Source organism: Komagataeibacter sucrofermentans DSM 15973, from assembly GCF_040581405.1.
Taxonomy (GTDB): Bacteria; Pseudomonadota; Alphaproteobacteria; order Acetobacterales; family Acetobacteraceae; genus Komagataeibacter; species Komagataeibacter sucrofermentans.
The window spans coordinates 168,663-191,297 of the sequence record NZ_CP137159.1 but is presented as its reverse complement, the minus strand read 5'-3'; the positions used below and the strand labels follow the sequence as shown (position 1 = coordinate 191,297).

Sequence of the window (22,635 nt, the reverse complement as noted above, 5' to 3'; positions counted from 1 at the left end):
CCATCGAATGAACAGTTGTACGGCAATACACCAAGAATCAAACTTAGATATGGTAGGGCGCGCCACTTCGCGCCGTTCTGATAGCGCCAGAAAATCGCGGAAATCATTCGCCTAAAGTGCTTCGGCGGGGTCTTGCCTTGCGGGGTAGACTGCCTCGATCAGTGGTTCCCAGAAGTGGTCCCCATTTTTCGGACAGGGCGATAAGCTATCATCTGACCTGAACGAGGACGGGTTTTATGGGCAAGGTTACGCGGAAACGGTATGCGGCGGAGTTCAAATCACGGGTTGCCCTGGAGGCGATCCGTGGCGAACTGACGCTGGCGGAACTGGCGTCGAAACATGGCGTGCATCAGACGATGATCGCCCAATGGAAGCGCCAGGCGATCGAAGGCATGGCAAGCCTTTTTTCTGGTAAGTCAGTAACGGAACCTTCAGTCAGCCCTGCTGATGTAGAGAAACTGCACGCCAAGATCGGCCAGTTGCTGGTGGAACGGGATTTTTTGCGGGATGCCTCTGCTCGGTTGGGCGTGATCAGAGGCGGCAGATGATTGACCCGAAGCGAGCGCGCCTGCCGATAATCCGGCAATGCACGCTGCTGCAACTCAACCGGTCGGGCGTCTACTATCGACCTGTGCCACAGAGCGAGGCCAATCTGGAGCTGATGCGGCTGATCGACGCCCAGTTCCTGGAAACGCCGTATTATGGCTCACGGCAGATGACATGGTATCTGCGCCGCCTGGGACATGAAGTGGGCCGCAAGCGGGTCCGGCGGCTCATGGCGATCATGGGCCTGCGGGCGATCTACCAGAAGCCGCGCACGACCGTGCCCCATCCGGAACATCGGAAATATCCATATCTGCTACGGGATCTGGTCATCAATCGGCCTGACCAGGTCTGGTGTTCCGATATCACATATATTCCCATGAAACGGGGATTTCTCTATCTTGTGGCGATCATGGACTGGTTCACGCGCAAGGTCCTGTCCTGGCGTCTGTCGAACACGATGGACGTGGCGTTCTGTATCGAGGCGCTACAGGATGCCCTCATGCGCTATGGCGCCCCGGACATTTTCAATACTGACCAGGGGTCGCAATTTACGACACCCCGTTTCACCGGGATACTGGAAGAGCGTCAGATCCGCATCAGTATGGACGGGCGTGGGCGATGGCTGGATAACGTGTTCATCGAGCGTCTGTGGCGGTCGCTGAAATATGAATGCGTCTACCTGCACGCGTTCGAGACCGGATCAGAACTGAGGGCCGGGCTTGGCAGATGGATCGCCCATTATAACGAAAGGCGTCTGCATGCGGCGCTGGCTGGACGAACGCCCGATGAGGCGTATCATAACGTGCCGACGCCCTCTGGTCCGGGGTTAACCCCGGACCAGAGGGCCAACAGCAACGCCGTCAGAAGGGCGGCATAACAACAACCGGGTATAGCTTATCAAGCCCGCAAAACTGTCCGAACGGACGGGACCACCTCACCCAGACAGACCAGGCCTGATAAGAAAAGACAGACTGCATCATGCTCATCATAAACAGCTATGCAGTCCGTTCTGTCATTCAAAGCCTGACAGGCCCTAGAATTCGTATCTGACCTGACCACTGAACCAGCGTGGGGTTGAAAACGATGGCGTTGCAGAACCGTCAGCCCCGGTAATATCGACGTTGTCGGTATAGTAAAAAGCGTTTGCAATGTTTTTGACGAAGAAGGTGACGCTCCACCGCCTGTTCAGGCTGTTCCATCCGGTGCTGGCATTCGCAAGGACGTAAGAGGGCATCTGCAGGGATGGCGAGTTGACCGTGCTGGCGTAACGTGAATCGACAAAACTCATGTCACCCTGCACGAACAGGTGGCCAAAGCTGACCGGTATTTCATAGCGCAGGCTGCTATTGACCATCCAGTGGGGCGCAAAAGCCATATTCTGGTTTCGCAGAACGCCATCGGGCATGGATACGTTCTTTACGATACCGTGCATCATGCTGGTACCGACGGAAAAACTGAGGTTCTTGATGGGATGCGCCGTCAATGACAGTTCACCACCATAGGAATAGGCCGAGGCATTGAACAGGGCTTCGGACAGTACATCCAGGCGATAGGCCTGGTAGTTGTGGTAATCATAATAGAACGCACCCACATCCACATCCAGCTTGTGGTGGAACCAACTGGTCTTGATTCCGGTCTCAAAATCCCACAGGTCTTCAGGCTTGACGACAATGTTCTTGAAAGTCGCCCCCGGCACGATGGCAGTCTGTGCCTCTAGCAGGACGCCGCGCGTGCCCCTGCTGATCGTACCATAAACCATGACCGGCTTGATCGGTTTCCAGGTCAGCCCGACTTTGCCGCTCCAGTCTTCATTCGTAAAGCTGCCGCCAAGCTGGTAACCGGTGGGAGCGGAATGGGGGCCTGCGGCACACAGAGCCGGGCTCATGCTGCAATAGGCAAGACTATGGATGGATTTACTGTCAACCGTAAAGCGTGCCCCCACCGTTGCGGTCAGGGTCGGGGTAATCCTGTATTCAGTCTGTGCAAAGACCGCCCCGGTATTGACGTTCTGGTGGTAGAATGTATCGGTTGACCATGCGGCAGGATAACCGCCAAACATGCCCTGCCGGTAATCCCCGTTGATATGAAGATAATACAGGCCCGCCAGCCATGACCATCTGCCTTCATGGCCGGTCAGGTTCAGTTCCTGCGATGCCTGCCATGTATTGGCATTTGTATTATAGTTCAGGATGGACAGTTCGGTGCCGTCTGTATCTTCCTGATAACGTTTGCGCATGGCAAAGACGTCGGAAATGGATGTCAGAACGAATTTCCCGCTACGCCATGTTGCCGTATTGGTGGCGCCGTAAAGCTGGCGCTGGAAAAAACCGGGCGTGCTCGACGATACGGTATAGGGATAGCCCTTTGGCCGTTGGCCGCCATAGCATGTCAATGATCCGGCTGCCGGGGCTCCAAAGCCCGCGCCCGCACAGAACGAGGCAAACTGGCTGTTATTGGCCGGGGTACTCAGCCCGTAGTTGGAATGGTCAAGATAGGTGGGGGTTACGGCATAAATACCGGCTGTTACATTGGGTACATACCCACCATGGAAGTTGATGAGATCCTCGAAATGGCGGCTTGGACGCCACAGGAACTGCAGGCGCGCATTGTATTCGCGCACATTCCCGAAATCCCCGCCCAATGTATTGTGAATATAGCCGTTACCCCGTGTGGTCTGAAACGACAGGCGGGCCATGAGGGTGGAGGTAATGGGGCCGCCAACAGCGGCTTCCTCGCGGAAGGTGCTGTAACTGCCATAGGATGCCTGGGCATACCCAGTCAGTTTGTCTGTCGGTTTGGCTGAAACAAGTCTGATCGAACCGCCGGTCGTGTTGCGCCCGCCAGTCGTGCCCTGGGGGCCACGCTCGATTTCCACGCGATCAAGGTCAAACATGGCGCCACCTATCGCGCCGGGAAAACTGATATAGGCTCCGTCGGAATAAACCGTGTTGGGCGATTCCTGATGGTCTGAAAAGTCGAGATTGGCAACGCCGCGAATGGTAATGACCGTTGATGTAGAGGCCTGCCCCATTTGAGAAATCATGACACCGGGGGCAATACGACCCAGTTCGGCGGTATTGGTTATATTACGTTCTCGTAGTTCCTGTTGGGAAACATAAGTAGTAGAGGCTGCGACGTCCTGCCCGTTATGGCGCATGCGCGCGACCGATACACTCAGTTTTTCCGGCGCGGCAGCCACTGCGGGGGCGGAAGGTTTGAGCGTGGGGGCCGTGCGTGCGGCATGGGGCCTTATATTACCGTGCGCCGAGCGGGCGCGTGGGGGCGCATTCTGCGCATATGCCGTGTGGCTATCGGCGCCCCATGCAAGCAGGAGGGAGGACGTCGATACATAAAGCCATCGTTTTGTCGTGCCAGCGTAAGCCATATCCATATCTCTCCTTCGGCACATCCGTGTGTGCTGCGACAGAAAAGTGCATCTGATTTGACCGGGACTTCGTTCAATTAACGAACGTTTTTCTAATAAATATTATCGTTTATTGATCGTAATGAGTCAATGAATATTGATGCGATAAAGAAACAATATTTCAGCGTAAAAAATATAAAATTTACATGCAGTTACCTGATGCACAGGAGCAATCTGTTCCGCGGCATATTTTTTTATGTCAGAGCAAGAAATCAGAACATATCGAAATATTCCCTGTGTTCCCATTCCGAAACCTCCAGGTTGTAGCGCTTGATTTCGGCTTTCTTTATTTTTATGAAATACCTTACAAAATCCGTTCCAAATGCCTGGTTGAACAGTTCAGACTGTTCCAGTGCACTAACGGCTTCTTCAAGTGTAGCGGGCAGGAAGGGGGCATCTGTCGAATAAGGGGTGTCAGCCGACGGGCCGGGCGTGCTGCGCCTGTGTATGCCATCCATGCCGCATGCAATCTGTGATGCAAGATACAGATACGGGTTGGCTGCCGGTTCCCCTACACGGTTTTCAATCCGTGTTGCCCTGTCACCCATCTCCCCCAGTACGCGCAGCATCACCCCTCTGTTGTCCGCTCCCCATATGGCGCGGTCTGGGGCAAGGGAAAAGGGACGGTAGCGTTTGTAGCCGTTTATGGTGGGTGTTGAAAAAGCCGTGGCAGGTAAGGCATTATCCAGCAATCCGCCCAGCCAGTGCATGCCGATATCCGACAGGAGCGCGCCTTCGCGTTGTGCCATGAACAGGTTGTGCTGCCCCGTGGAATCGCAGAGCGACTGGTGCAGGTGCCAGCCACTGGACATGACATGGGGAAGGCGTGGGCGGCACATGAAGCTGGCATGGTAGCCATGCCGCTGCGCAATCTGTTTGACTGCACTGCGAAACAGTACCATGTCATCTGCGGGCTTCAGGCCACAGGCGGCATTGAAAACGAACTCGACCTGGCTGGGACCGAACTCCACCTCCATGCCACGAAGCCCCAGCCCCAGTGCCTGGACGTGCTTTCTGAGAATTTCAAAAAAGGGATCCAGCCGGTCATAGTACAGTTCCGTCAGGTAATTGTAGCCCTTGTGCAGCAATTCGACATCAGGCGGCGTGCCCGGCTGCCCGGCATCTGATAGCGCAAGGCGGGGGTCAGTCAGTTTCATGAGATGGAATTCAACTTCCAGTCCACTCATGAAGCTGTAGCCAGCCGTATCGAGCTTTTCGAGCATGTTCTGGAAAATGTGGCGGGTGGAAAGTGGTACTTTGCGCCCGTCACGAAAATACAGATCGCACAGAACCCAGCCCGTATGTTCCGCCCAGGGCAGTATTTTGAATGTTGATGGATCCGGCACCATGATCATGTCGGCCGAACCACGCATTTCGGGCATGTCCGACTGGTCGCCCGATTCAAATATGGGGATGACGGTCCGGTGTGACGTATCTTTCATCAGCAGTGATGAAGATATGGAAATACCTGAGGAAAAGGCGCTTTTTACTTCATCGGCGACGACTGCCTTGCCACGCAGGATACCGTGCTGGTCGGCAAAAGAGAAACGTACTGTCTGGATGTCATCCATTTCAATACGCTGTACGACATCGGCTGCCTGACGGGCCTGTAATGCATTCCATAGGTCATGCTTTTCAATGAATCCCATGGTGCTATTCCTCTTTTCCCACATCGGCGCCATGCCATGGCGCGCCCTCACGCCGGCGCTGGTCAACCGTGCGCCAGTATGTTTCCCATTCGCTGGTCGGGCCTACGCCATCCATGGTGGCGGGGCCGCGTATATGTGCTGCCTGCTCGGGGGTGAGAACCATCATGGGGGTCTGCCCGCTGTTCGCCTGTTCGATGGCGCGTACCAGCATGCGGCGGAAAGCGATGATTGCCTTGTCGGTCTGGCCGAGGTGCTCGCGCGTGCGGTCCTGAATTTTCCCCTGTGATTCAATGGCCCACTGGTCATGCACGTTAATGTCCTCGCCCATGCCGGTATAGGTATGGTGGGCCTGTTCATACGGATCGAATCCGTAATCATTGAACCGTCCGACACGGGGGCGGTAGTCGGGCAGGGTATAGAGCTTGAGGCGCTGGGCGCGCATCGTTTCCTTGTCAACCGGCTGACCGAAACTGGTGAAGATGGCGTACCAGTAACAACTGGTATCATCAATGGGCACATGCCACTGTGTGATGGTCATGTCACTGGAAAGTGGAATGACAAAAGCCTGCGGAAACAGTACGTTCGTGACACGGACATGGGTGCTGGTTGCATTGATCGAGCGCAACGCGGTGATGCGCAGGCCATAATCCGCAGGTTCTACTTCAATATCAGGGCAGGGGAATTCCCGTAACACACGGGTCATGGGCATGTTGCTGTCAGCCGATGTAGCCCGGAACTGGCGACCGTATGCGGTATCCTGTTCTTCATCATTGAAAAAACGGTGCAGGAAGCTGGCATGCGCAGGGTCCATGCCCACTTCCAGCGCCTGCAGCCAGTTGCAGTCAATCAGCCCCTTGAAGGCGAAAACATAGGAATCCGGTGCAAGGAAACAGTCCATGTCAGGGAAGGCCGGGGGGGCTCCTTCACCCAGATAGACAAAGATGATCCCGCTTTTTTCCACAACGGGATAAGCTTTCTGGTGGATGTGCTTGCAGAGCTTGCTGCCCTTGGGTTCGGCGGGAGTCTGCAGGCAGTTGCCATCCGTATCGAAAAGCCACCCATGGAACGGGCATCTCAGGCCGCCATCCTCCAGCCGCCCGAATGCCAAATCAGCATTGCGGTGCGGGCAGTCCCGGTCAAGGAAGCCCAGCTTTCCGTTTTCATCACGGAACAGCACGAAGTTCTGGCCCAGCAGCCGGACCGGGCGGATGGCGCGATCTCCCTCCAGCTCAATGGCAAGTGCGGCAGGCTGCCAGTAACAACGAAGCAGCCTGCCGGCCGGCTTGTCGGATGTGATGCGTGTGATCAGGTCATTTTGGGCGGCACTCAGCATTGCAGGAACATGCCTTTCACAATTTATGATCAGAGATTCGTTCGACTAACGAACCTTGTTTTGTTATACGAACAAATTGTTGCAAGAAATCCAGAAAAGATGCAATGTCGTTTTGACTTCGGATCAATATTTTTTTGTGATCGGAACTTCCCATGCCCAAGATATTTTTCGTTACGCCGGACAATAAAACCACGGAAGTTGATGTAAGTGGTCCAATGACGGTCATGCAGGCGGCCATCCAGGGTGATATCCGTGGAATCGAGGCCGAATGCGGTGGCGCATGTGCCTGCGCTACATGCCATGTTTATGTTGATGAGGCTTTTGTCGACCGCCTGCCCCCCGCGCAGGAAGACGAGGAGGACATGCTAGAAGGTGTTGCGGCTGAACGCCTGCCGAACAGCCGCCTGTCGTGCCAGATTCCGGTTACCGACGCCCTTGACGGGTTGCGGGTACGCATTCCGGATCGTCAGTTCTGATGGAGCGCGCGATCGTGGCCATCGGTGCATCGCATGCCGGTGTCCAGTTTGTGGCCAGTCTGCGCGAACAAGGCCACACGGGCCAGATCACCCTTGTCAGTGATGAGCCAGATTTCCCCTATCACAAACCGCCGCTTTCAAAGGCGTTCATGAAAGGAACCGCCAGCGTTGAGAGCCTGAACCTGCGCGGGCCGCATTTTTTTCAGTCGGCTGGTATCGATTTCCGACGCGGCCTTTCAGCGATTGGAATCGACCGTGCCGCCCGGCAGGTCAGGTTCAGCGATGGGAGTATTTTGAGCTATGACGTGCTCATGCTCGCCACTGGTGCCCGTCCGCGTGTATGGGCAGGGCAGGCCCTGCCACATAACGTGTCTGCTCTGCGGTCGCTGAATGATGCCCGCAGGTTGCACAATGCAGTGGCGGACACGGTCGGGCCGATCGTGGTGGTGGGCGGGGGATATGTCAGCCTGGAGCTTGCGGCAACATGGTGCATGACAACTGGGCGCGACATAACCATTGTCAACAGTGCATCGCGGCTTCTGGCCCGCTCTGCATCACCAGAACTGGCAGCCGTGGTTGAGAACCGGTTCCGCGCGCATGGCGTCGGCATGCGCATGGGGGTTCAGGCGCGACAGTTCACAATCGATGCCAGTGGAAATGCCCGTGGTGTCGTGCTGTCGGATGGCACGGAAATACCTGCATCCCTGGTGGTGCTGGGTACGGGCGTCCTGCCCAATCAGGAACTGGCGCTGGCTGCAGGCCTGCCATGCGATGGTGGAATCCTGGTGGATGAACAGTGCAGGACAGCGGATCGCGCAATCTTTGCGGCGGGTGACTGCACGCGTCATTTCAATGGCTATGCCGGGCGGCAGATACGGCTGGAATGTGTGCAGAATGCTCATGATCAGGCGCGCGTCGCAGCGGCGGTCATATGCGGGCAAGATGCCCGTTACCATCAGGTACCCTGGTTCTGGTCTGACCAGTTCGACATGAAATTTCAGACCGTAGGCCTGCTGCCCGATACACGCTCGCTATGCGTGACACGCGGCACGCCCCGGGATGGAAAGGGAGCGTATTATCATTATGACATGGCTGGAAAGCTTGCGGCGATCGAGACGGTGAACATGCCGGCTGAACACATGCTGGGTCGCAAGCTACTGTCGGCCGGCATGTCGGTCTCGGCCGATAGGGTGGCTGATCCCGCCTTCAACATCCGTCAGTTACTGTAACGTGCTGCCAGCAGATTACAGCAATTGTGTGCGCAGGCTTTCCGTCACATCACGTAGGCAGGGCAGATACTGCTGTTTCATCTCATCTGGCGTAGCCTGTTCAATCCGCATGCCCACATTAAGCGCGGCAATCGGCCTGCCATCGTGGCGGAATACCGGTACGGCCAGGGCGCGATACCCGATCTCGGCTTCCTGGTCGATCAGGGCATAGCCTTCCTCATGCACGGTGTTCCATCGTGCACGCAGCACTGCCTTGTCGGTCACTGTCAGGGCGGTCACATTTTCGGGCACCAGGTCCTTTAGGAAGTTTTCCCTTGCGGATTCGGACAGGCTAGCCAGCAATACACCCCCGACCGCACTACAGAAAGCTGGCAGCCGCAGGCCAATTCCTTCCAGTACGCCATAGGCCTGCACCTTGCGCGGGGAGGCATAGGCCACCATAACGGCATCATATCCATCCAGAACGGCCACCGAGCAGGTTACCTCCAGCCGGGTTGCCAGTTCCTCACAGATCGGCTGCAGGATCGTGGCGATGGGATCTGCGCCCAGATAGGCTGAAGCAAGCTGCAGAATAGTCGGCCTAAGGCTGAAAAGCCTTCCATTTTCAGACATATAGCCTAAATGGACCAGTGTTAACAGCGTGCGCCGCACGGTTGCGCGGGGCAGGTCGATAATACGGGCTATATCAGCCAGGGACAGGGCCGGACGCGTTGCGTTGAACACGGATATGACGCTCAGGCCTCGCGCAAGCGCCTCCGAAAAATCGCGCCCTGCAGCGTTCTGTGCGCGTAAAGTAGCGTCACGCTCACGTAATTTGGCCACCGATTTTTTCTCCTGTTATGACCCGTTGGTCCGTCGTACATTACCAGTACATATTCTGCCGGATAGCCGGTTCCTTCGTAAACGGTCCTGTTTTGCAATTCATGTCCATATCCTGATGCAACAGGGCCGGGTGCATAACCCCTGGGGTATCCGTTGTCATCAAGCTGCTTTTGGGGCCCAAATCCAGCAGGTGAGAGAGTGCCCTGTTCGATCATGCATGATGTCTCGAACGCGTTAACTTCAATGTGATTAAGGTGCATTTCTTTATATAAAAAATATGGGCGTGAATGAAATTTCAATATAAATTTCATAAAATTAAAATAAAAAAGACAAAAAAACACATAACAAAATATCACCAAATATACCCATAATATGGGTAGTGCATTCATATATTGAACTCCGTAGATGACGTGTTCTAGCCTCATGAAAACAAAAACAACAAGGCGGTCTAGATACAATGTTCCCAGGAGATCAGAAATGGCCGGATGGAACACAGACCCTCGGGCGGGGGCTCTGCCTACTACAGGCGGTCAGTGAGGGCCATCGTTCCCTAACCGCCCTCGTGACTCATGTAGGCTACACACGCAGCACCACGCAGCGACTGGTGGCGGCCCTTGTCCAAGGCCGGTGGTTACGGCAGGTACCGGGCGATACTTATTTTCTGGGACCGCGCTTTCTGGAACTGGCACAATGTGCGCAGGAAGATAACCCCATAACGGTCATGGCCCGCCCCACCCTGCGTGAACTGGGTATAAAAACGCGGGACACCATCCATCTCGGCATCCGGGCGGAAGATGATGTCCTGTATCTCGATAAGGTCAACAGCCAGCGTGGGCTGGAAATGCGCTCCCGTATCGGCCAGCGCATGCCTCTCGTCCTGACCGGGGTTGGACGCGCGCTTTTGCTGGATGACACGAAATCCGAATGGCGGCGGTTATACCGGCGCGCAACAGAAAAAGGCGCGTCCCCAGATCTATGGCTGGAACGGATGCACACCTACCGGGATACCGGCTGTGTATTCGATCTTGAAGACAATGAACCGGGCATCAACTGCGTTGCCGCTCCCTTGCGTGACGGGCGCGGCTGCATAGTGGCCGCAATCAGCATTGCCAGCGCGACGGTCTATCTTCCCCGCGCGCGGATGGAAGAACTGTCTTCCACGGTTCTGGACGCAGCGGAAATCATATCCCGGCAAATGGGCTGGAAAGGACAGGCTCATGATATTACCTGACCCCGCAACACCCGCGCTGTTGGGGCTGGACTGGGGCACATCGTCACTACGCGCATGGTTGATGGATGCCCAGGGCAGAATCCTGCATGCCCATTATGCCCGGCAGGGCATTCTCAACCTGCCTGATGGTGGTTTTGCGCAGGTTCTGTCTGATATCCGGACACAATGGTGGCTGGCAGACACAGTGCCCATGCTGGCCTGCGGCATGGTGGGCAGCATCAATGGCTGGCGGGATGTGCCTTACCTTCCTGCCCCTGCAGCCCTGTTCCAACTCGCTGATGGGCTGGGCGTGCAGCCTACGGCCCATGGCCCGCTGCATATCGTGCCAGGCGTGGTTAAGGACGGCCCCCTGCCCGACGTGATGCGTGGCGAGGAAACGCAGATTGTCGGCATGATGGGAACTGATGGAGGAGGTCATCGCTCCGTTGTCCTGCCCGGCACACATTCCAAATGGGCCAAGGTGGAAGGGCATACCATTACAGAGTTCTGCACTTTCATGACGGGTGAACTGTTTGCCGTGCTCATGCAGCACAGCATCCTTGGTCGCCTGCCTGCGACCGCGCTGCCTGATGAGGGCCAGCGTGACGCGGCTTTTGTTATGGGGGTCCGGACGGCGCGGTCTGGCATCCCGCTTGCCGGGCGCCTGTTTTCGGCCCGCAGCGTTGTCCTACGGAACCTGCTGGAGCGGGCGTATACCGCCGATTACCTGTCAGGGCTGCTGATCGGGGAGGAAATCCATGCCGGCATGGGGGCAATGGATATGACACCACAGGCCACGCCCGTCCTGGTGGGGGAACAGCCGCTGTGCCAGCGCTATCAGCTGGCATTTACGACGCTGGGTTATCCCGCACCATCAATAGCAGGAAATACCGCACCTGCGGGCCTGTTCCGCCTGGCCTGTGCCGCAGGCCTGCTTGATCAGGCCCCTTCCCGTTTCCATGACCAGAAAGGCGCTGTCACATGACCTGCTTCGATACGGCATTTACCCGGTGTCCGCTTATCGCCATCCTGCGTGGCATCCAGCCGCATGAGGTGCTGGACATCGGCCGCGTGCTGGTTGACACCGGCTTTACCATCATCGAAGTGCCCCTCAACTCACCCGCACCCTATCAGAGTATTGCCCTGCTGCAGAACACATTCGGGGACCGGGTGCTGGTGGGGGCTGGCACCGTTACATCTCCCGATGCTGTGGCCGAGGTCGCCCGCCATGGGGGGCGGCTGGTGGTCATGCCCCATGCCGATCTGGCGGTCATTGCCGAAGCGCGGAAGCACGGCATGATCTGCACCCCCGGCGTGGCGACCCCGACCGAAGGGTTTGCCGCACTCAATGCCGGGGTCGATGCGCTGAAGCTGTTTCCTGCCGAACAGCTGGGCACGAAGGTCCTGAGCGCCTGGAAAAGTGTTTTCCCGCCCCGGACCCGCTTTATTCCGGTTGGTGGCATTACCCCTGAGAACATGCAGTCCTATCTGGATGCGGGGGCGGCAGGGTTTGGCCTGGGTTCGGCATTGTACCGCGCCGGTTATTCGGCCGGGGATGTCGGCCGTGCGGCAGAGCGTTTTATGAAGGCCCTGCCCTGAACCTGCACATCGTCAGAAGTAAAAAAAGAAATAATAGGAAACGACAATGAAGATCACGGCCCTGCATACTTATATGGTTCCGCCGCGCTGGCTGTTCCTCAAGATCGAAACGGATGAAGGCATTGCCGGCTGGGGTGAGCCGGTAGTGGAAGGCCGCGCCGCAACTGTTGCGGCCATGGTGGAGGAACTGTCCGATTACCTGATAGGCAAGGATCCGTTCCTGATCGAGGACCACTGGAATGTCATGTACCGCGCCGGTTTCTATCGCGGTGGCGCCATTCACATGAGTGCCATTGCCGGTATCGACCAGGCGTTATGGGATATAAAGGGCAAGGCCTTTGGCGTGCCCGTATGGCAGTTGCTGGGCGGCAAATGCCGCGACCGTATCCGGGTCTATTCATGGATTGGCGGCGATCGTCCTGCCGATACGGCCCGCGCGGCGCAGGAAATGGTTGCCCGCGGCTTTACGGCTGTAAAAATGAATGGCACGGAAGAAATGCAGTTCATCGACAGCCATGAAAAGGTGGATGCCGCCATCGCTCGTGTCGCCGCCATCCGGGAGGCGGTGGGGCCATATGTTGGTATCGGGGTGGATTTTCATGGGCGGGTACATAAGCCCATGGCCAAGGTACTGGTGCGTGAACTGCAGCCTTTTGACCTCATGTTCATAGAAGAGCCGGTATTAAGTGAAAATTTCGATGCCCTGCCAGAAATAACGGCCCATTGCTCTATCCCGATCGCCTTGGGCGAGCGGCTGTTTTCGCGTTGGGATTTCAAGAAAATACTTGAACAGGGTTGTGTGGACATCATACAGCCAGATCCTTCCCATTCCGGTGGTATTACCGAAACACGCAAGATTGCAGCCATGGCGGAAGCCTACGATGTGGCGGTCGCATTGCACTGCCCGCTGGGGCCGATCGCACTGGCGGCCAACCTGCAGCTTGATGCGCTGTGCTACAATGCCTTCATTCAGGAACAGAGCCTGGGTATACATTACAACAAAAGTAATGACCTGCTGGATTATGTGATTGATCCATCGGTCTTTTCCTACGTTGACGGCACCGTGGCCATTCCCGACGGACCCGGACTGGGAATTGAGATCAACGAGGACTACGTCCGGGAAAAAGCTGCTGAAGGCCATCGCTGGCGCAATCCTGTCTGGCGCCATACAGATGGTTCGGTAGCGGAATGGTAAGTCCCGTGTCTCTTCAGACAATAAAGCCCGCAGGTTCCGCCAAACAGTAAAATTACAAGGACCGCGCTCCACGGTAACGAATATCCATAACATGCGGCATGCACTTTGGTGGGCATGCAGGAGGATAAGAAGTGTCGGATCAACGCACCCTCTCCATGTCCGGTCCTGTGGCAATGCCGGACGATGATGATACGCTCAGCCCTTTCATGCTCCTGCGCCCCTATTGGCGTGTGACCCTTGCGGCGTTTCTGGGCTGGTTTCTCGATGCATTCGATCAGGTTGCCCTGCTTTTGTGCCTGCCTGATATTGGCAAAAGCCTCGGCGTGGGGCTGACGGCCATGGGGCTGGTCATTACAGCCCAGAGTGTCGGTCGCATTCTGGGCAATACCAGCTGGGGCTGGCTGTCGGACCGATATGGCCGCAAGCTGACATTCATGATCGGCGTGCTGTGGTTTGCAGCCTTTTCTGGTTTTACGGCACTGGTATGGACCTATCTGGGCATGCTGGTGGTGCAGTTCCTGTTTGGCATCGGGTTTGGAGGGGAATGGACGGCTTCCGCTTCCCTGCTTATGGAAAGCGTGCCACCACGCGCGCGCTCGCTGGCATCGTCGATCATGATGGCGGGGTATGAATGCGGCTTCTTTGCCGCTGCTGCCGTGCAGGCTGTGGTCCTGCCTTACTGGGGCTGGCGGGCCATGTTCCTGATTGGCGTCATTCCCGCCATTCTGGCCATCTTCATCCGCCGCGATGTTGCCGAAAGCCCGGTCTGGCTGCGCCTGCGCGCCATGTCGCCCGCACCGGCCGCCACACGCCCGCGCATGGGGCTCAGGCTGGATGGTGCTGCAATACAGGCCCTGCTGTTCATGGCGGTACTCCAGTTCCAGAACGCCGCGATATACAGCTTTTACCCCACCCTGCTGCGCAAGGTGCAGAACCTGACCCCGGCCGACGTCTTTTTATTGCTGGGCTGCTACTGTCTGGGTTCTCTTGTCGGCAAGCCGCTCTGTGGCCTGCTGGCCACGCGGATGGGAGAGCGGACAGTCTTCATTACATATTTCCTGATCACGATCGTGGATATCTGGCCTTTCGTTTCCGCCCATTCCATGTGGGTCCTGGCCGGGGCCGCGCTGATCATGGGGCTGTTTGGCAATAGCGTTTTCGCCCTTGTGCCGCATTACCTGTCGCAGCGTTTTCCCTCGGCCAGCCGTTCTCTGGGCATGGGCTGCAGTTATGCGGTGGCGGCGCTGGGCCAGGGTGTATGCGGTTTTGTGGTGCCATGGCTGGGTGGCCAGTGGGGCCTGCCGCAAGCCATTGAAAGTTCGGTAGTCATCGGTACGTTCATGGTGGCGGCTGTCATTTTTTACCAGCCACCGGTACTGCCCGGAAGGCATATGGAAGGTGAGGAAAGCATCGTCCCATGATCCCTTCCTTCGCACTGGGTATCAGTGATGCCCGGGAACCCGTTTATCTATCCCGCTTGGATTATGCGCCTGTCTGCCTGGATCCGTCCTTTGCGCCCTGCCTGCTGCCCCATAGCGATGTGGAGTGTCTGGCACGGGGCACCGAATGGGGTGAAGGCCCCGTCTGGTTCGGAGATGGACGCTACCTGCTGTGGAGCGACATCCCCAATAACCGCATCCTGCGCTGGTCGGAGGAAACGCGGCGCACATCTGTCTTCCGCGATCCCTCACGCCATGCCAATGGCAATACGCGAGACCGGGCGGGGCGCCTGATTACCTGCGAGCATGAAAGCAGGCAGGTGACCCGTACTGAATATGATGGCACGATTACCATTCTGGCCAGCCGGTTTGATGGCAGGCGCCTCAATTCGCCCAATGATGTCGTTGTAGCCCCGGATGGTGCGATCTGGTTTACAGATCCGGATTACGGGCTGCTCAGCGTTTATGAAGGGGGCGGGACCGAGCAGCAGGAACTGCCGACCGCACTTTACCGCCTGGAGAGTGATGGAGCGCTCCAGCAGGTCAGTACGGAATTCATCAACCCCAACGGGCTATGCTTTTCCCCTGCGGGCGATATTCTTTACATTATTGATAGTGGCTGCCTGCCCAATACCATATGGGCATGCAGACTGGATGCCCGGCGAACACGCATTGCATCCCGCTGCCTGCTGATAGAGCCAGCACGCGATGCCCGTGCAGACGGCCTGCGCTGTGATACGGATGGTAATCTATGGTGTGGCTGGGGCGGTGCGCCGGACCTGAATGGCGTGATGGTGTTTGGTCCGGACGGTAGGCCCCGCGCCCATATTCCCTTGCCTGAACGATGTGCCAATCTGTGTTTTGGCGGCAGCCGTCGTAACCGGCTGTTCATGGCGGCATCGCACGGCATTTATGCACTTTATGTGGGAATACGAGGGAGCTTATAACGGCTATGCAACATAAACAGGCAGGCGTCTCTACATGGTCAGTTCACAATACAGAATCAAAATATTACTTCCATCACTGCATTGGCAGCCTGCCATCTCTCGGTTTTTCTGTAAATCACGCATTGATGAAAGCACCTGCTCAGGTCAACCGGTTACCTGTGGCCTGATGATTATTCTGCCCGGAAGTATCGTCAGTTAAGCCCGATGATAGCGGAGATGAACTGCTTCAGTCTGGCGAACACGCATTCGATGATGTTTCGCTTTTTATAAAGCAAGAAACGGCTTTTCCGTGGCTTGCATCAATTTCTCTTTGCCGTAATATTTCATAATATACGCAGCGGTTTGGCTATGGGCGGTTGATTACGGATATCCGTAATCTTCCCGCTGCGTATGTCATTGCGATGTCACATTAGTTGGATATGGCTTTTAAAGCCCAGCAGGGCGGCGTTACGCAGGTTGGACTGGGCATTGGGATGAATATAATACTCGAACAGGGGGGTAAATATAACGCCCGGCATGACGTGTATGGCATAGTTTGCTTCCATGACGATCGTATCGCGCTGAACACCGGTTGCATGGTTGGGCAGGTTGCTTCTGGCGCCGCGATCAATCATGTCCTGTTCTGCAAGGGTGACGCCATCGGCAATTTTTGTATAGGTGATGGCAAAGCCCATCGTGTCATACGGGCGCGTGCGGAAGTAACCGCGATTGAGCAGTGCTGCGTAAACAAGGTATTTGCGCAGTGACGTGCGCGGGTCATTATAGATCGCACCTGAAAGCGCGGTCAGGCCTGAATCCTTGTCATGATAATGCAGCAGCCGCTGGTCGAACATGACCCATGTAGACCATGACGCGCCATGCCGGCGCTGCTTGCGGCCCGTCAGCGCGTAGGGCGCGCCAGCCACGTCAAGGTAATTGTCGTTCTGTGGCGTGCTGAACAGTTGTGCGCCGAATTTGTAATGCCCCGGCAGGGTGCCACGGCGGAACACCGGTTCCCATGCGGTTTCGATCGGCGCAGCATAACCGATGATGTTCGCGGCATTGAATTTGAACCCGGTCCGGTGCTGGAACACCTGGTAGATGCCATCTTCAATTGGATAAAGGCCGGTCTGTACGTATACGGACCGGGCAGGACGGCCGCGTATGCGGAAACCCCATGTGGATGCGGGATAACCGGCGGCGAAATTGGTGTCTGTTATTCCCTTTGGCCGTCCGCAGAAACTGCCATTCTGGAAATTGCAGAACAGGGGACTGGCCGCGAAATCCGATATTTCGGCCATACGACCCGCAGCAATTGCCAGCCGTCCCCCAAAAAGCGTTTCCTCCCCATAGGCATAAACGAAGTGAACGACCACGTTGCCACCACCGCCATAAGTTTCGGATGCATGATTCATCCAGTCGCCAAACATGCGGTTGGCGGTCGTGCCATAACGGCCAATGGTAACCATATGGGTGGCAAAACCATGCCAGCCCGCCAGTTTGTCCCAGTCTATGTCAAGCTGCATGGCATACTGCCCGGCATTGCTCGCACCCTGTTTGTAATTGCTGAACCCCGGCGTCCCGCCGCGCGTGGGGGGAGTTATGGCACCCGCGAATTCGTTGGTATTGTCCACAAGGAAGTTGATTCCCCTGTGGCGCAGCCATTTTGACACGGGGTTGGGTGCCACCGCTTCCGGTTGGGAAAACGGTGGTACCCAGCTCTTGTGCGTGACATGCCTGGGTAGAGGGCGCGACACCAGAAGACTGGGGGCTGATCCGATATCGCGGTCCATGATTTGTGCCCTGGCAGGTGTAACCCCATCAATGAGGCAGCCCAGCGTAAGGGAAACGGCATACAGGGTCGTGCGCGCACGCGCTGACATCATAGTCGCAGGAAACATCATGATGCTCCCCCTTCAATGTACGAAAATCGAGGCGATAAGACAGAATATCAGTCCAAAGACTGCAATCAGCGTTTCCAGAACCGACCATGTCTTGATGGTCTGTGGTACGGTCAGACCCAGATATTCCTTGATCTGCCAGAAACCGGCATCATTCATCGGGCCAAAGGCAACCGATCCCGCCCCTGTCACCAGCACCATCAGTTCCGGTGAAACCCCGGTGCTGTGTTCTAGAATGGGGGCAACAATACCGGACGCGGTTGCCATCGCGACGGTGGCGGACCCGCAGGCCACCCGCACAATCACCGCCAGAACCCATGCCAGCACCAGCAGTGGCATATGGACACCAAGGGCCGCATCGGTAATGGCGTGCGACACCCCGCTGTCGATCAGAACCCGGCCAAAGCCGCCGCCTGCACCAATCAGCAGCATGATAAGCGCCGTGGGGCCAAGGCATTCGTTGGTGAAGCGCAGGATGGTAGCGTTCGAGAAACCCTGCGCAACCCCTAGCACGTAAAAGGACAGCAATGTCGCCAGCGCCAGGGCTATGTCCGTATTGCCCACAAAATGCAGCACCGTATTGGCCGTGCCATGTACCGTCGTGATCCGGTCGGCCAGCGACCCGATCAACATCAGGAAGACAGGCGAAAGAATGGTAAACACTGTGAGGAAGAAGCCCGGCATATTGCCTGCGTGCTCGTGTTTCACGAACTGTTCCGTCAGTGGGTTGGCTTCCGTCAGCAGCACGCGGGTGGCGGCAAAGCGGCTGAAAACCGGTCCCGCAATGACTGCAATGGGGGTGCCGATCACAATACCCAGCATGATCGTATGCCCGACGTTGGCATGATACGCGTTAAGGGCCATCAGCGCTGCAGGATGCGGCGGAAGAAGCGCATGCGTGACCGACAGCGCCGCGCCCATGGGCAATGCCACCCGCAGCAGGGGCATGTTGGTGCGGTCAGCGAGCACGAATACCAATGGAATGAGCAGGACGAAGCCTACTTCGAAAAATACCGGCAGGCCGATCAACAGACCAATCACCATCATGGCCCAGTCCACGCGCTCTCGCCCCGCAAATGCGGACAGGGTCAGTGCAATACGGTCTGCACCACCAGATTCCGCCAGCATCTTGCCCAGCATGGTGCCCAGCGCAATAACGGTACCAACGTGACCAAGTACATGGCCCGCGCCATTTTCAAAGGACGCAACGACATGATCCGCTGGCATGCCCGCAAAAAGGGCAAGGGCTACGGATACGATGAAAAGAACAATGAAAGGGTTCAGACGGAACCGGGCGATCAGGACAATAACGGCCAGAATTGCCGTTACCGCAAGAGAGATGGCAAATGCAGTGCTCATCCCGTAAATACTCCCATGATTTGACACAACGCCTAACGCCTGCGGTTGACGGGAAGGTCAGTCTATAAAGAAAATGTTATAAAAACATCTTTTGTACTATAGTTGTTCCGATACTGCGAAGGGATATGAAATAAAAATAGATATCGAAACTAAAAATATACATGTCTTTTACAGACAGATTTTTTATAAATTGTGCAGCGCACAATGTCCGGTACAGGCCGCAGGTTGAGGAATTGTTGAATTGTGTCGTGGTGGCCCGCGCGATTCCGGCAGATCGCATGGAACAGCCCCATCGGGATGACAGGTTGCCCGACACAGGGCAACGGACCTGCGGCACGATGACCCTGTTGCACGCGCAGACGTGTGGGGGCATTGGCGTGTGGTCCTGCTATGATCATGGCCCTGATAATACGGACGGACATTGTCATGCAGGACGATCCCCTTTTTTCACTTGCCGGAAGACGCGCACTTGTTACCGGAGCCTCCCGTGGCATTGGCCTGACCCTGGCGCGTGGCCTTGGCCGGCATGGGGCGAAAATTGTGCTGAATGGCCGCCATCCCGAACCACTGGAGGCCGCCCGCGCCATGCTGGAACGCGAAGGGGTGGAGGCCGTGATTGCGCCCTTTGACGTGACTGATCAGGACGCCGTCATTGCGGGGGTTGAAAAGATAGAGGCCGAATACGGCCCAGTTGATATCCTGATCAACAATGCGGGCATCCAGCGCCGTGCCCCGCTCGATCAGTTCAGCCGGGCGGACTGGGATGCCCTGATCGCCACGAACCTGAACGCGGTTTTTTTTGTCGGGCAGGCCGTAGCAAAGCATATGCTGCCGCGTGGACGGGGGAAAATCGTCAATATCTGTTCGGTGCAGAGCGAACTGGCACGACCAGGCATCGCGCCCTATACCGCAACCAAGGGAGCGGTCAAAAACCTGACCAGGGGCATGGCAACGGACTGGGCCCGTCACGGTCTGCAGGTCAATGGACTTGCGCCGGGTTATTTTAAAACAGAAATGAATGAAAAGCTGGTGGCCGACCAGGCCTTCACCCAATGGCTGTGCCAGCGCACGCCTGCCGGCCGGTGGGGGAATGTGGAGGAACTTGTCGGGGCGGCTGTCTTCCTGTCTTCCGATGCCTCTAGCTTCGTCAACGGGCATGTGCTCATGGTTGACGGGGGCATAATCGCTTCCGTGTAAATGGAAGCTAAATTCTTTACCCATTTCCGCCAGTATGTTCCAGCGGAAATGGGTAGCGTTCTGTCAGGTGCTCAGGGATAGCAGGATCTTGGAAGCCTGCCTGCGGTCTGGCGCGAGGGCAAAGGCTGCGGCAAATTCGCTCAGGGAAAACTGCCGGGTAACCACAATGTCGGCAATTTCGGGTCGTTCAGCCAGCAAGACCAGTGCGGCATCGAATTCCGTGTCAAAACGGAATGTTCCCCGAAAATCAAGTTCACGGCTGATGATCTGGGCAATCGGCACGGGAATGTCGCCTGGCGGGAACATGCCAACCTGCACCAGTATGCCGCCCCGCCGTGTGCGGGCTATGGCCGCAGGCAGGGCGGCTGGCACGCCTGTGGCTTCAAACAGGATATCGAATTCTTCCTCCACTGCGGCATGGCGGGTATTGTAGCACTGGCTTGCGCCAAGCCGGGTTGCGCACTGGAGTGGAAAATCCTCCAGATCGGTTGCCACAATCCGTTTTGCGCCGTGGTGGACCAGCCCCGCCACGATGAACAGCCCGATTGGCCCCGCACCCTGCACCATCACGTTACGTCCCCGTACATCGCCTGCGCGCGCAATGGCATGCAGGGCTACGGATAACGGTTCGGCAAGACAGGCCTGGCGGAGAGTCAGGCCGGGAGGAAGGGGATGGAGCTGTGTGGCCTTGACAGTCATCGCCCGCCGAAAGCCGCCATTGGTATGGGGATCACGTGCGGCACTTCCCAGGAACTGCATGTTGCGGCACAGGTTGCGCTGTTTGCGCGCACATTCGGGGCAGTGACCACAGGCTGTGCCGGATGGATGGCTACGGCTTCGCCGGCACCTTGTGACGCCGGACCTGCCCTTCAAGAAACGTTCGCGCCTGCGGACTCAGCAGCACCTGACCTGCCTATCGTCCCGCCATCGTTCTGTTCCCGTCAGTGCGACAGGAACATCATATAATGATGCTTATTTCAGTTCCGGGTGATTGGGCATTAATCCCCATTCGTCTGAATCACGTCAAGAGCGGCGCCTACCGCGTCGTTCAGGATATCCGCCTGCTCATGGGAAAATATGAGAGGCGGACGGATTTTCAGGACATTTCCGGTTGGACCAGAAGAACTGATGAGCACACCGCGGGCACGCATTTCATTGACCACCCGGGAGGCAATGGCCCCATCCGCCAGTTCGACGCCAATAAAAAGACCCGCTCCGCGAACAGCCTCAACACCGTGATGCCGGGCCAGTTGCGTGCGTAGATAGGTGCCGACCGAATGGGCGTTTTCCATCAGGTTCTCGTCCTCAATCACGCGCAGTGTTGCCAGCGCCGCAGCCATGGCAACCGGGTTGCCGCCAAATGTATTGAAATAACGGATGCTGGCCCCGAAATTCTGGATCACGTCCGGTTGGCATACAAGCCCTGCAACCGGGTATCCGTTTCCCATAGGTTTGCCCATGGAAACCATGTCCGGCTCAATGCCATGGCGTTCAAAACCCCACATATGGGTACCGGTCCGCCCGAAGCCAGGTTGCACTTCGTCAGCCAGGAACAGACCACCCGCTTCACGAATCGCTTTAACGGCAGGGACCAGGAAACCGGCGGGATCAGAAAATATTCCATCCGAGGAGAAGATCGTATCGACCACCAGCAGGGCGGGCCGGATACCATGGCGTTGCAGGTCCGCAATGGCGTCGCTGACACCCGCAGCAAAATCCGTACCGGCCGCCGGAGCGGGAACCGTACGGACATGCGCCCCGAGATTGACGCTTTTACCCAGTGAGGGAGAAATCTCGGCTGTCGTGGAGGTCACGCCATGGTAGGCATTCTTGGTTATGATCAGCCCATCGCCGCCGGTGACATGGCGGGCGATCCGGATGGCCAGGTCATTGGCCTCGCTGCCCGAGCATGTAAATGTTGCCTGCGCGGGGAAAGGGAAGGTCGCGAGCAGGGCATCTGCATAATCCACAATGGTATCATGCAGGTAACGTGTATGCGTGTTTAACCGTTCTGTCTGGGCTACGATGGCAGACACGATGCGCGGGTGGCAGTGCCCGGCGGGCACAACATTGTTATAGGCATCCAGAAAGCGACGGCCATGCACGTCGGTCAGCCATGCCCCCTGGCCTGATGCAAGGTGGAGCGGTTCATCATAGAATAGCCGGTAAGACGGACTGAGTAACTGCTGGCGGCGTTCAAGGAGGGGCGGCGTCATGGGGTGTCCAGTCCGGAATGGGAAATTGAAACACGCAAGTGAAGTGCTTGCGGGCGGCAGTGGTCTGAGGATGGTGAAAAGGGCCGGAAGGCACGAACCGTGAGGCAGGCCATC

17 protein-coding genes and 2 pseudogenes are annotated in these 22,635 nt (G+C 56.8%); 11 read left to right on the top strand and 8 right to left on the bottom strand.

The features are described from left to right. The first annotated feature begins 236 nt into the window (after positions 1–236). A protein-coding gene (locus tag R5N89_RS15975; protein WP_110570281.1) for an IS3 family transposase occupies positions 237–1,423 on the top strand; the annotation gives its coding sequence in 2 pieces (ribosomal slippage) (positions 237–507 and positions 507–1,423; 1,188 coding nt in all). 156 nt (positions 1,424–1,579) lie between these two features. Here the strand turns inward: R5N89_RS15975 and R5N89_RS15970 are convergent. The 3 genes from R5N89_RS15970 to R5N89_RS15960 all read right to left on the bottom strand — a co-directional run bounded on the left by R5N89_RS15970 (position 1,580) and on the right by R5N89_RS15960 (position 6,952). Continuing rightward, positions 1,580–3,931, bottom strand: coding sequence for a TonB-dependent receptor (locus R5N89_RS15970; protein ID WP_167400913.1), 2,352 nt, complete (start codon positions 3,929–3,931; stop codon positions 1,580–1,582). A gap of 251 nt (positions 3,932–4,182) precedes the next feature. After that, entirely contained in the window at positions 4,183–5,619 is a 1,437-nt protein-coding gene (locus tag R5N89_RS15965) for a glutamine synthetase family protein (RefSeq protein WP_110570131.1), read from the bottom strand. Positions 5,620–5,623: 4 nt separating this feature from the next. Next, the gene (locus tag R5N89_RS15960) at positions 5,624–6,952 is read right to left on the bottom strand and encodes an aromatic ring-hydroxylating dioxygenase subunit alpha (RefSeq protein ID WP_110570132.1); all 1,329 of its coding nucleotides are present in this window, start codon (positions 6,950–6,952) and stop codon (positions 5,624–5,626) included. Positions 6,953–7,104: 152 nt separating this feature from the next. Here R5N89_RS15960 and R5N89_RS15955 point away from each other — a divergent pair, with 152 nt between their 5' ends. Together R5N89_RS15955 and R5N89_RS15950 are read left to right on the top strand one after the other, a co-directional pair. Next, positions 7,105–7,428 carry a 2Fe-2S iron-sulfur cluster-binding protein gene (locus R5N89_RS15955; RefSeq protein ID WP_110570133.1) on the top strand — a complete coding sequence of 108 codons (324 nt, stop codon included), beginning with the start codon at positions 7,105–7,107 and terminating at the stop codon, positions 7,426–7,428. Continuing rightward, a complete protein-coding gene (locus R5N89_RS15950) occupies positions 7,428–8,657 on the top strand; it encodes an NAD(P)/FAD-dependent oxidoreductase (protein WP_110570134.1) in 1,230 nt (409 codons plus the stop codon). Before R5N89_RS15955 ends, R5N89_RS15950 begins: the two co-directional genes overlap by 1 nt. 15 nt (positions 8,658–8,672) lie before the next feature. Here R5N89_RS15950 and R5N89_RS15945 read toward each other — a convergent pair whose 3' ends face one another. Further along, positions 8,673–9,479 carry an IclR family transcriptional regulator C-terminal domain-containing protein gene (locus tag R5N89_RS15945; RefSeq protein ID WP_110570135.1) on the bottom strand — a complete coding sequence of 269 codons (807 nt, stop codon included), beginning with the start codon at positions 9,477–9,479 and terminating at the stop codon, positions 8,673–8,675. A 457-nt stretch (positions 9,480–9,936) separates the two neighbouring features. On the opposite strand from R5N89_RS15945, the pseudogene R5N89_RS15940 reads away from it, so the two are divergent. The 7 genes and pseudogenes from R5N89_RS15940 to R5N89_RS15910 form a co-directional block, all read left to right on the top strand. After that, positions 9,937–10,065 (top strand): annotated as a pseudogene (locus R5N89_RS15940) (hypothetical protein); the annotation flags it as partial. 135 nt (positions 10,066–10,200) lie between these two features. Then, positions 10,201–10,710 carry an IclR family transcriptional regulator C-terminal domain-containing protein gene (locus R5N89_RS15935; protein ID WP_354680741.1) on the top strand — a complete coding sequence of 170 codons (510 nt, stop codon included), beginning with the start codon at positions 10,201–10,203 and terminating at the stop codon, positions 10,708–10,710. Then, positions 10,697–11,674, top strand: a complete 978-nt coding sequence (locus R5N89_RS15930) for a 2-dehydro-3-deoxygalactonokinase (RefSeq protein WP_110570137.1) — start codon at positions 10,697–10,699, stop codon at positions 11,672–11,674. The genes R5N89_RS15935 and R5N89_RS15930 overlap by 14 nt, the downstream gene beginning before the upstream one ends. Next, positions 11,671–12,288 (top strand): 2-dehydro-3-deoxy-6-phosphogalactonate aldolase, encoded by a 618-nt coding sequence (locus tag R5N89_RS15925; protein WP_110570138.1) that lies wholly within the window; start codon positions 11,671–11,673, stop codon positions 12,286–12,288. Before R5N89_RS15930 ends, R5N89_RS15925 begins: the two co-directional genes overlap by 4 nt. A 46-nt stretch (positions 12,289–12,334) precedes the next feature. After that, the gene (gene dgoD / locus R5N89_RS15920; RefSeq protein WP_110570139.1) at positions 12,335–13,483 is read left to right on the top strand and encodes a galactonate dehydratase; all 1,149 of its coding nucleotides are present in this window, start codon (positions 12,335–12,337) and stop codon (positions 13,481–13,483) included. A gap of 155 nt (positions 13,484–13,638) precedes the next feature. Continuing rightward, positions 13,639–14,904 (top strand): MFS transporter, encoded by a 1,266-nt coding sequence (locus tag R5N89_RS15915; protein WP_110570140.1) that lies wholly within the window; start codon positions 13,639–13,641, stop codon positions 14,902–14,904. Then, positions 14,901–15,869: an SMP-30/gluconolactonase/LRE family protein gene (locus tag R5N89_RS15910; protein WP_110570141.1), complete on the top strand. Its 969-nt coding sequence runs from the start codon at positions 14,901–14,903 to the stop codon at positions 15,867–15,869. The genes R5N89_RS15915 and R5N89_RS15910 overlap by 4 nt, the downstream gene beginning before the upstream one ends. Positions 15,870–16,273: 404 nt before the next feature. On the opposite strand, the gene R5N89_RS15905 is transcribed toward R5N89_RS15910, so the two are convergent. Continuing rightward, positions 16,274–17,752, bottom strand: a complete 1,479-nt coding sequence (locus R5N89_RS15905; RefSeq protein WP_110570142.1) for a carbohydrate porin — start codon at positions 17,750–17,752, stop codon at positions 16,274–16,276. A 12-nt stretch (positions 17,753–17,764) separates the two neighbouring features. Next, positions 17,765–19,108, bottom strand: coding sequence for a gluconate:H+ symporter (locus R5N89_RS15900; protein WP_110570143.1), 1,344 nt, complete (start codon positions 19,106–19,108; stop codon positions 17,765–17,767). A gap of 390 nt (positions 19,109–19,498) precedes the next feature. Between R5N89_RS15900 and R5N89_RS15895 the strand changes: the two genes are divergently transcribed. After that, positions 19,499–20,305: an SDR family oxidoreductase gene (locus R5N89_RS15895; protein WP_354680731.1), complete on the top strand. Its 807-nt coding sequence runs from the start codon at positions 19,499–19,501 to the stop codon at positions 20,303–20,305. A 63-nt stretch (positions 20,306–20,368) separates the two neighbouring features. Here R5N89_RS15895 and R5N89_RS15890 read toward each other — a convergent pair. Both R5N89_RS15890 and R5N89_RS15885 read right to left on the bottom strand, forming a co-directional pair. Further along, positions 20,369–21,147, bottom strand: a pseudogene (locus tag R5N89_RS15890) (zinc-binding dehydrogenase); the annotation flags it as partial. A gap of 156 nt (positions 21,148–21,303) precedes the next feature. Further along, the gene (locus R5N89_RS15885; RefSeq protein ID WP_110570117.1) at positions 21,304–22,521 is read right to left on the bottom strand and encodes an aspartate aminotransferase family protein; all 1,218 of its coding nucleotides are present in this window, start codon (positions 22,519–22,521) and stop codon (positions 21,304–21,306) included. Between the last annotated feature and the right edge of the window lie 114 nt (positions 22,522–22,635).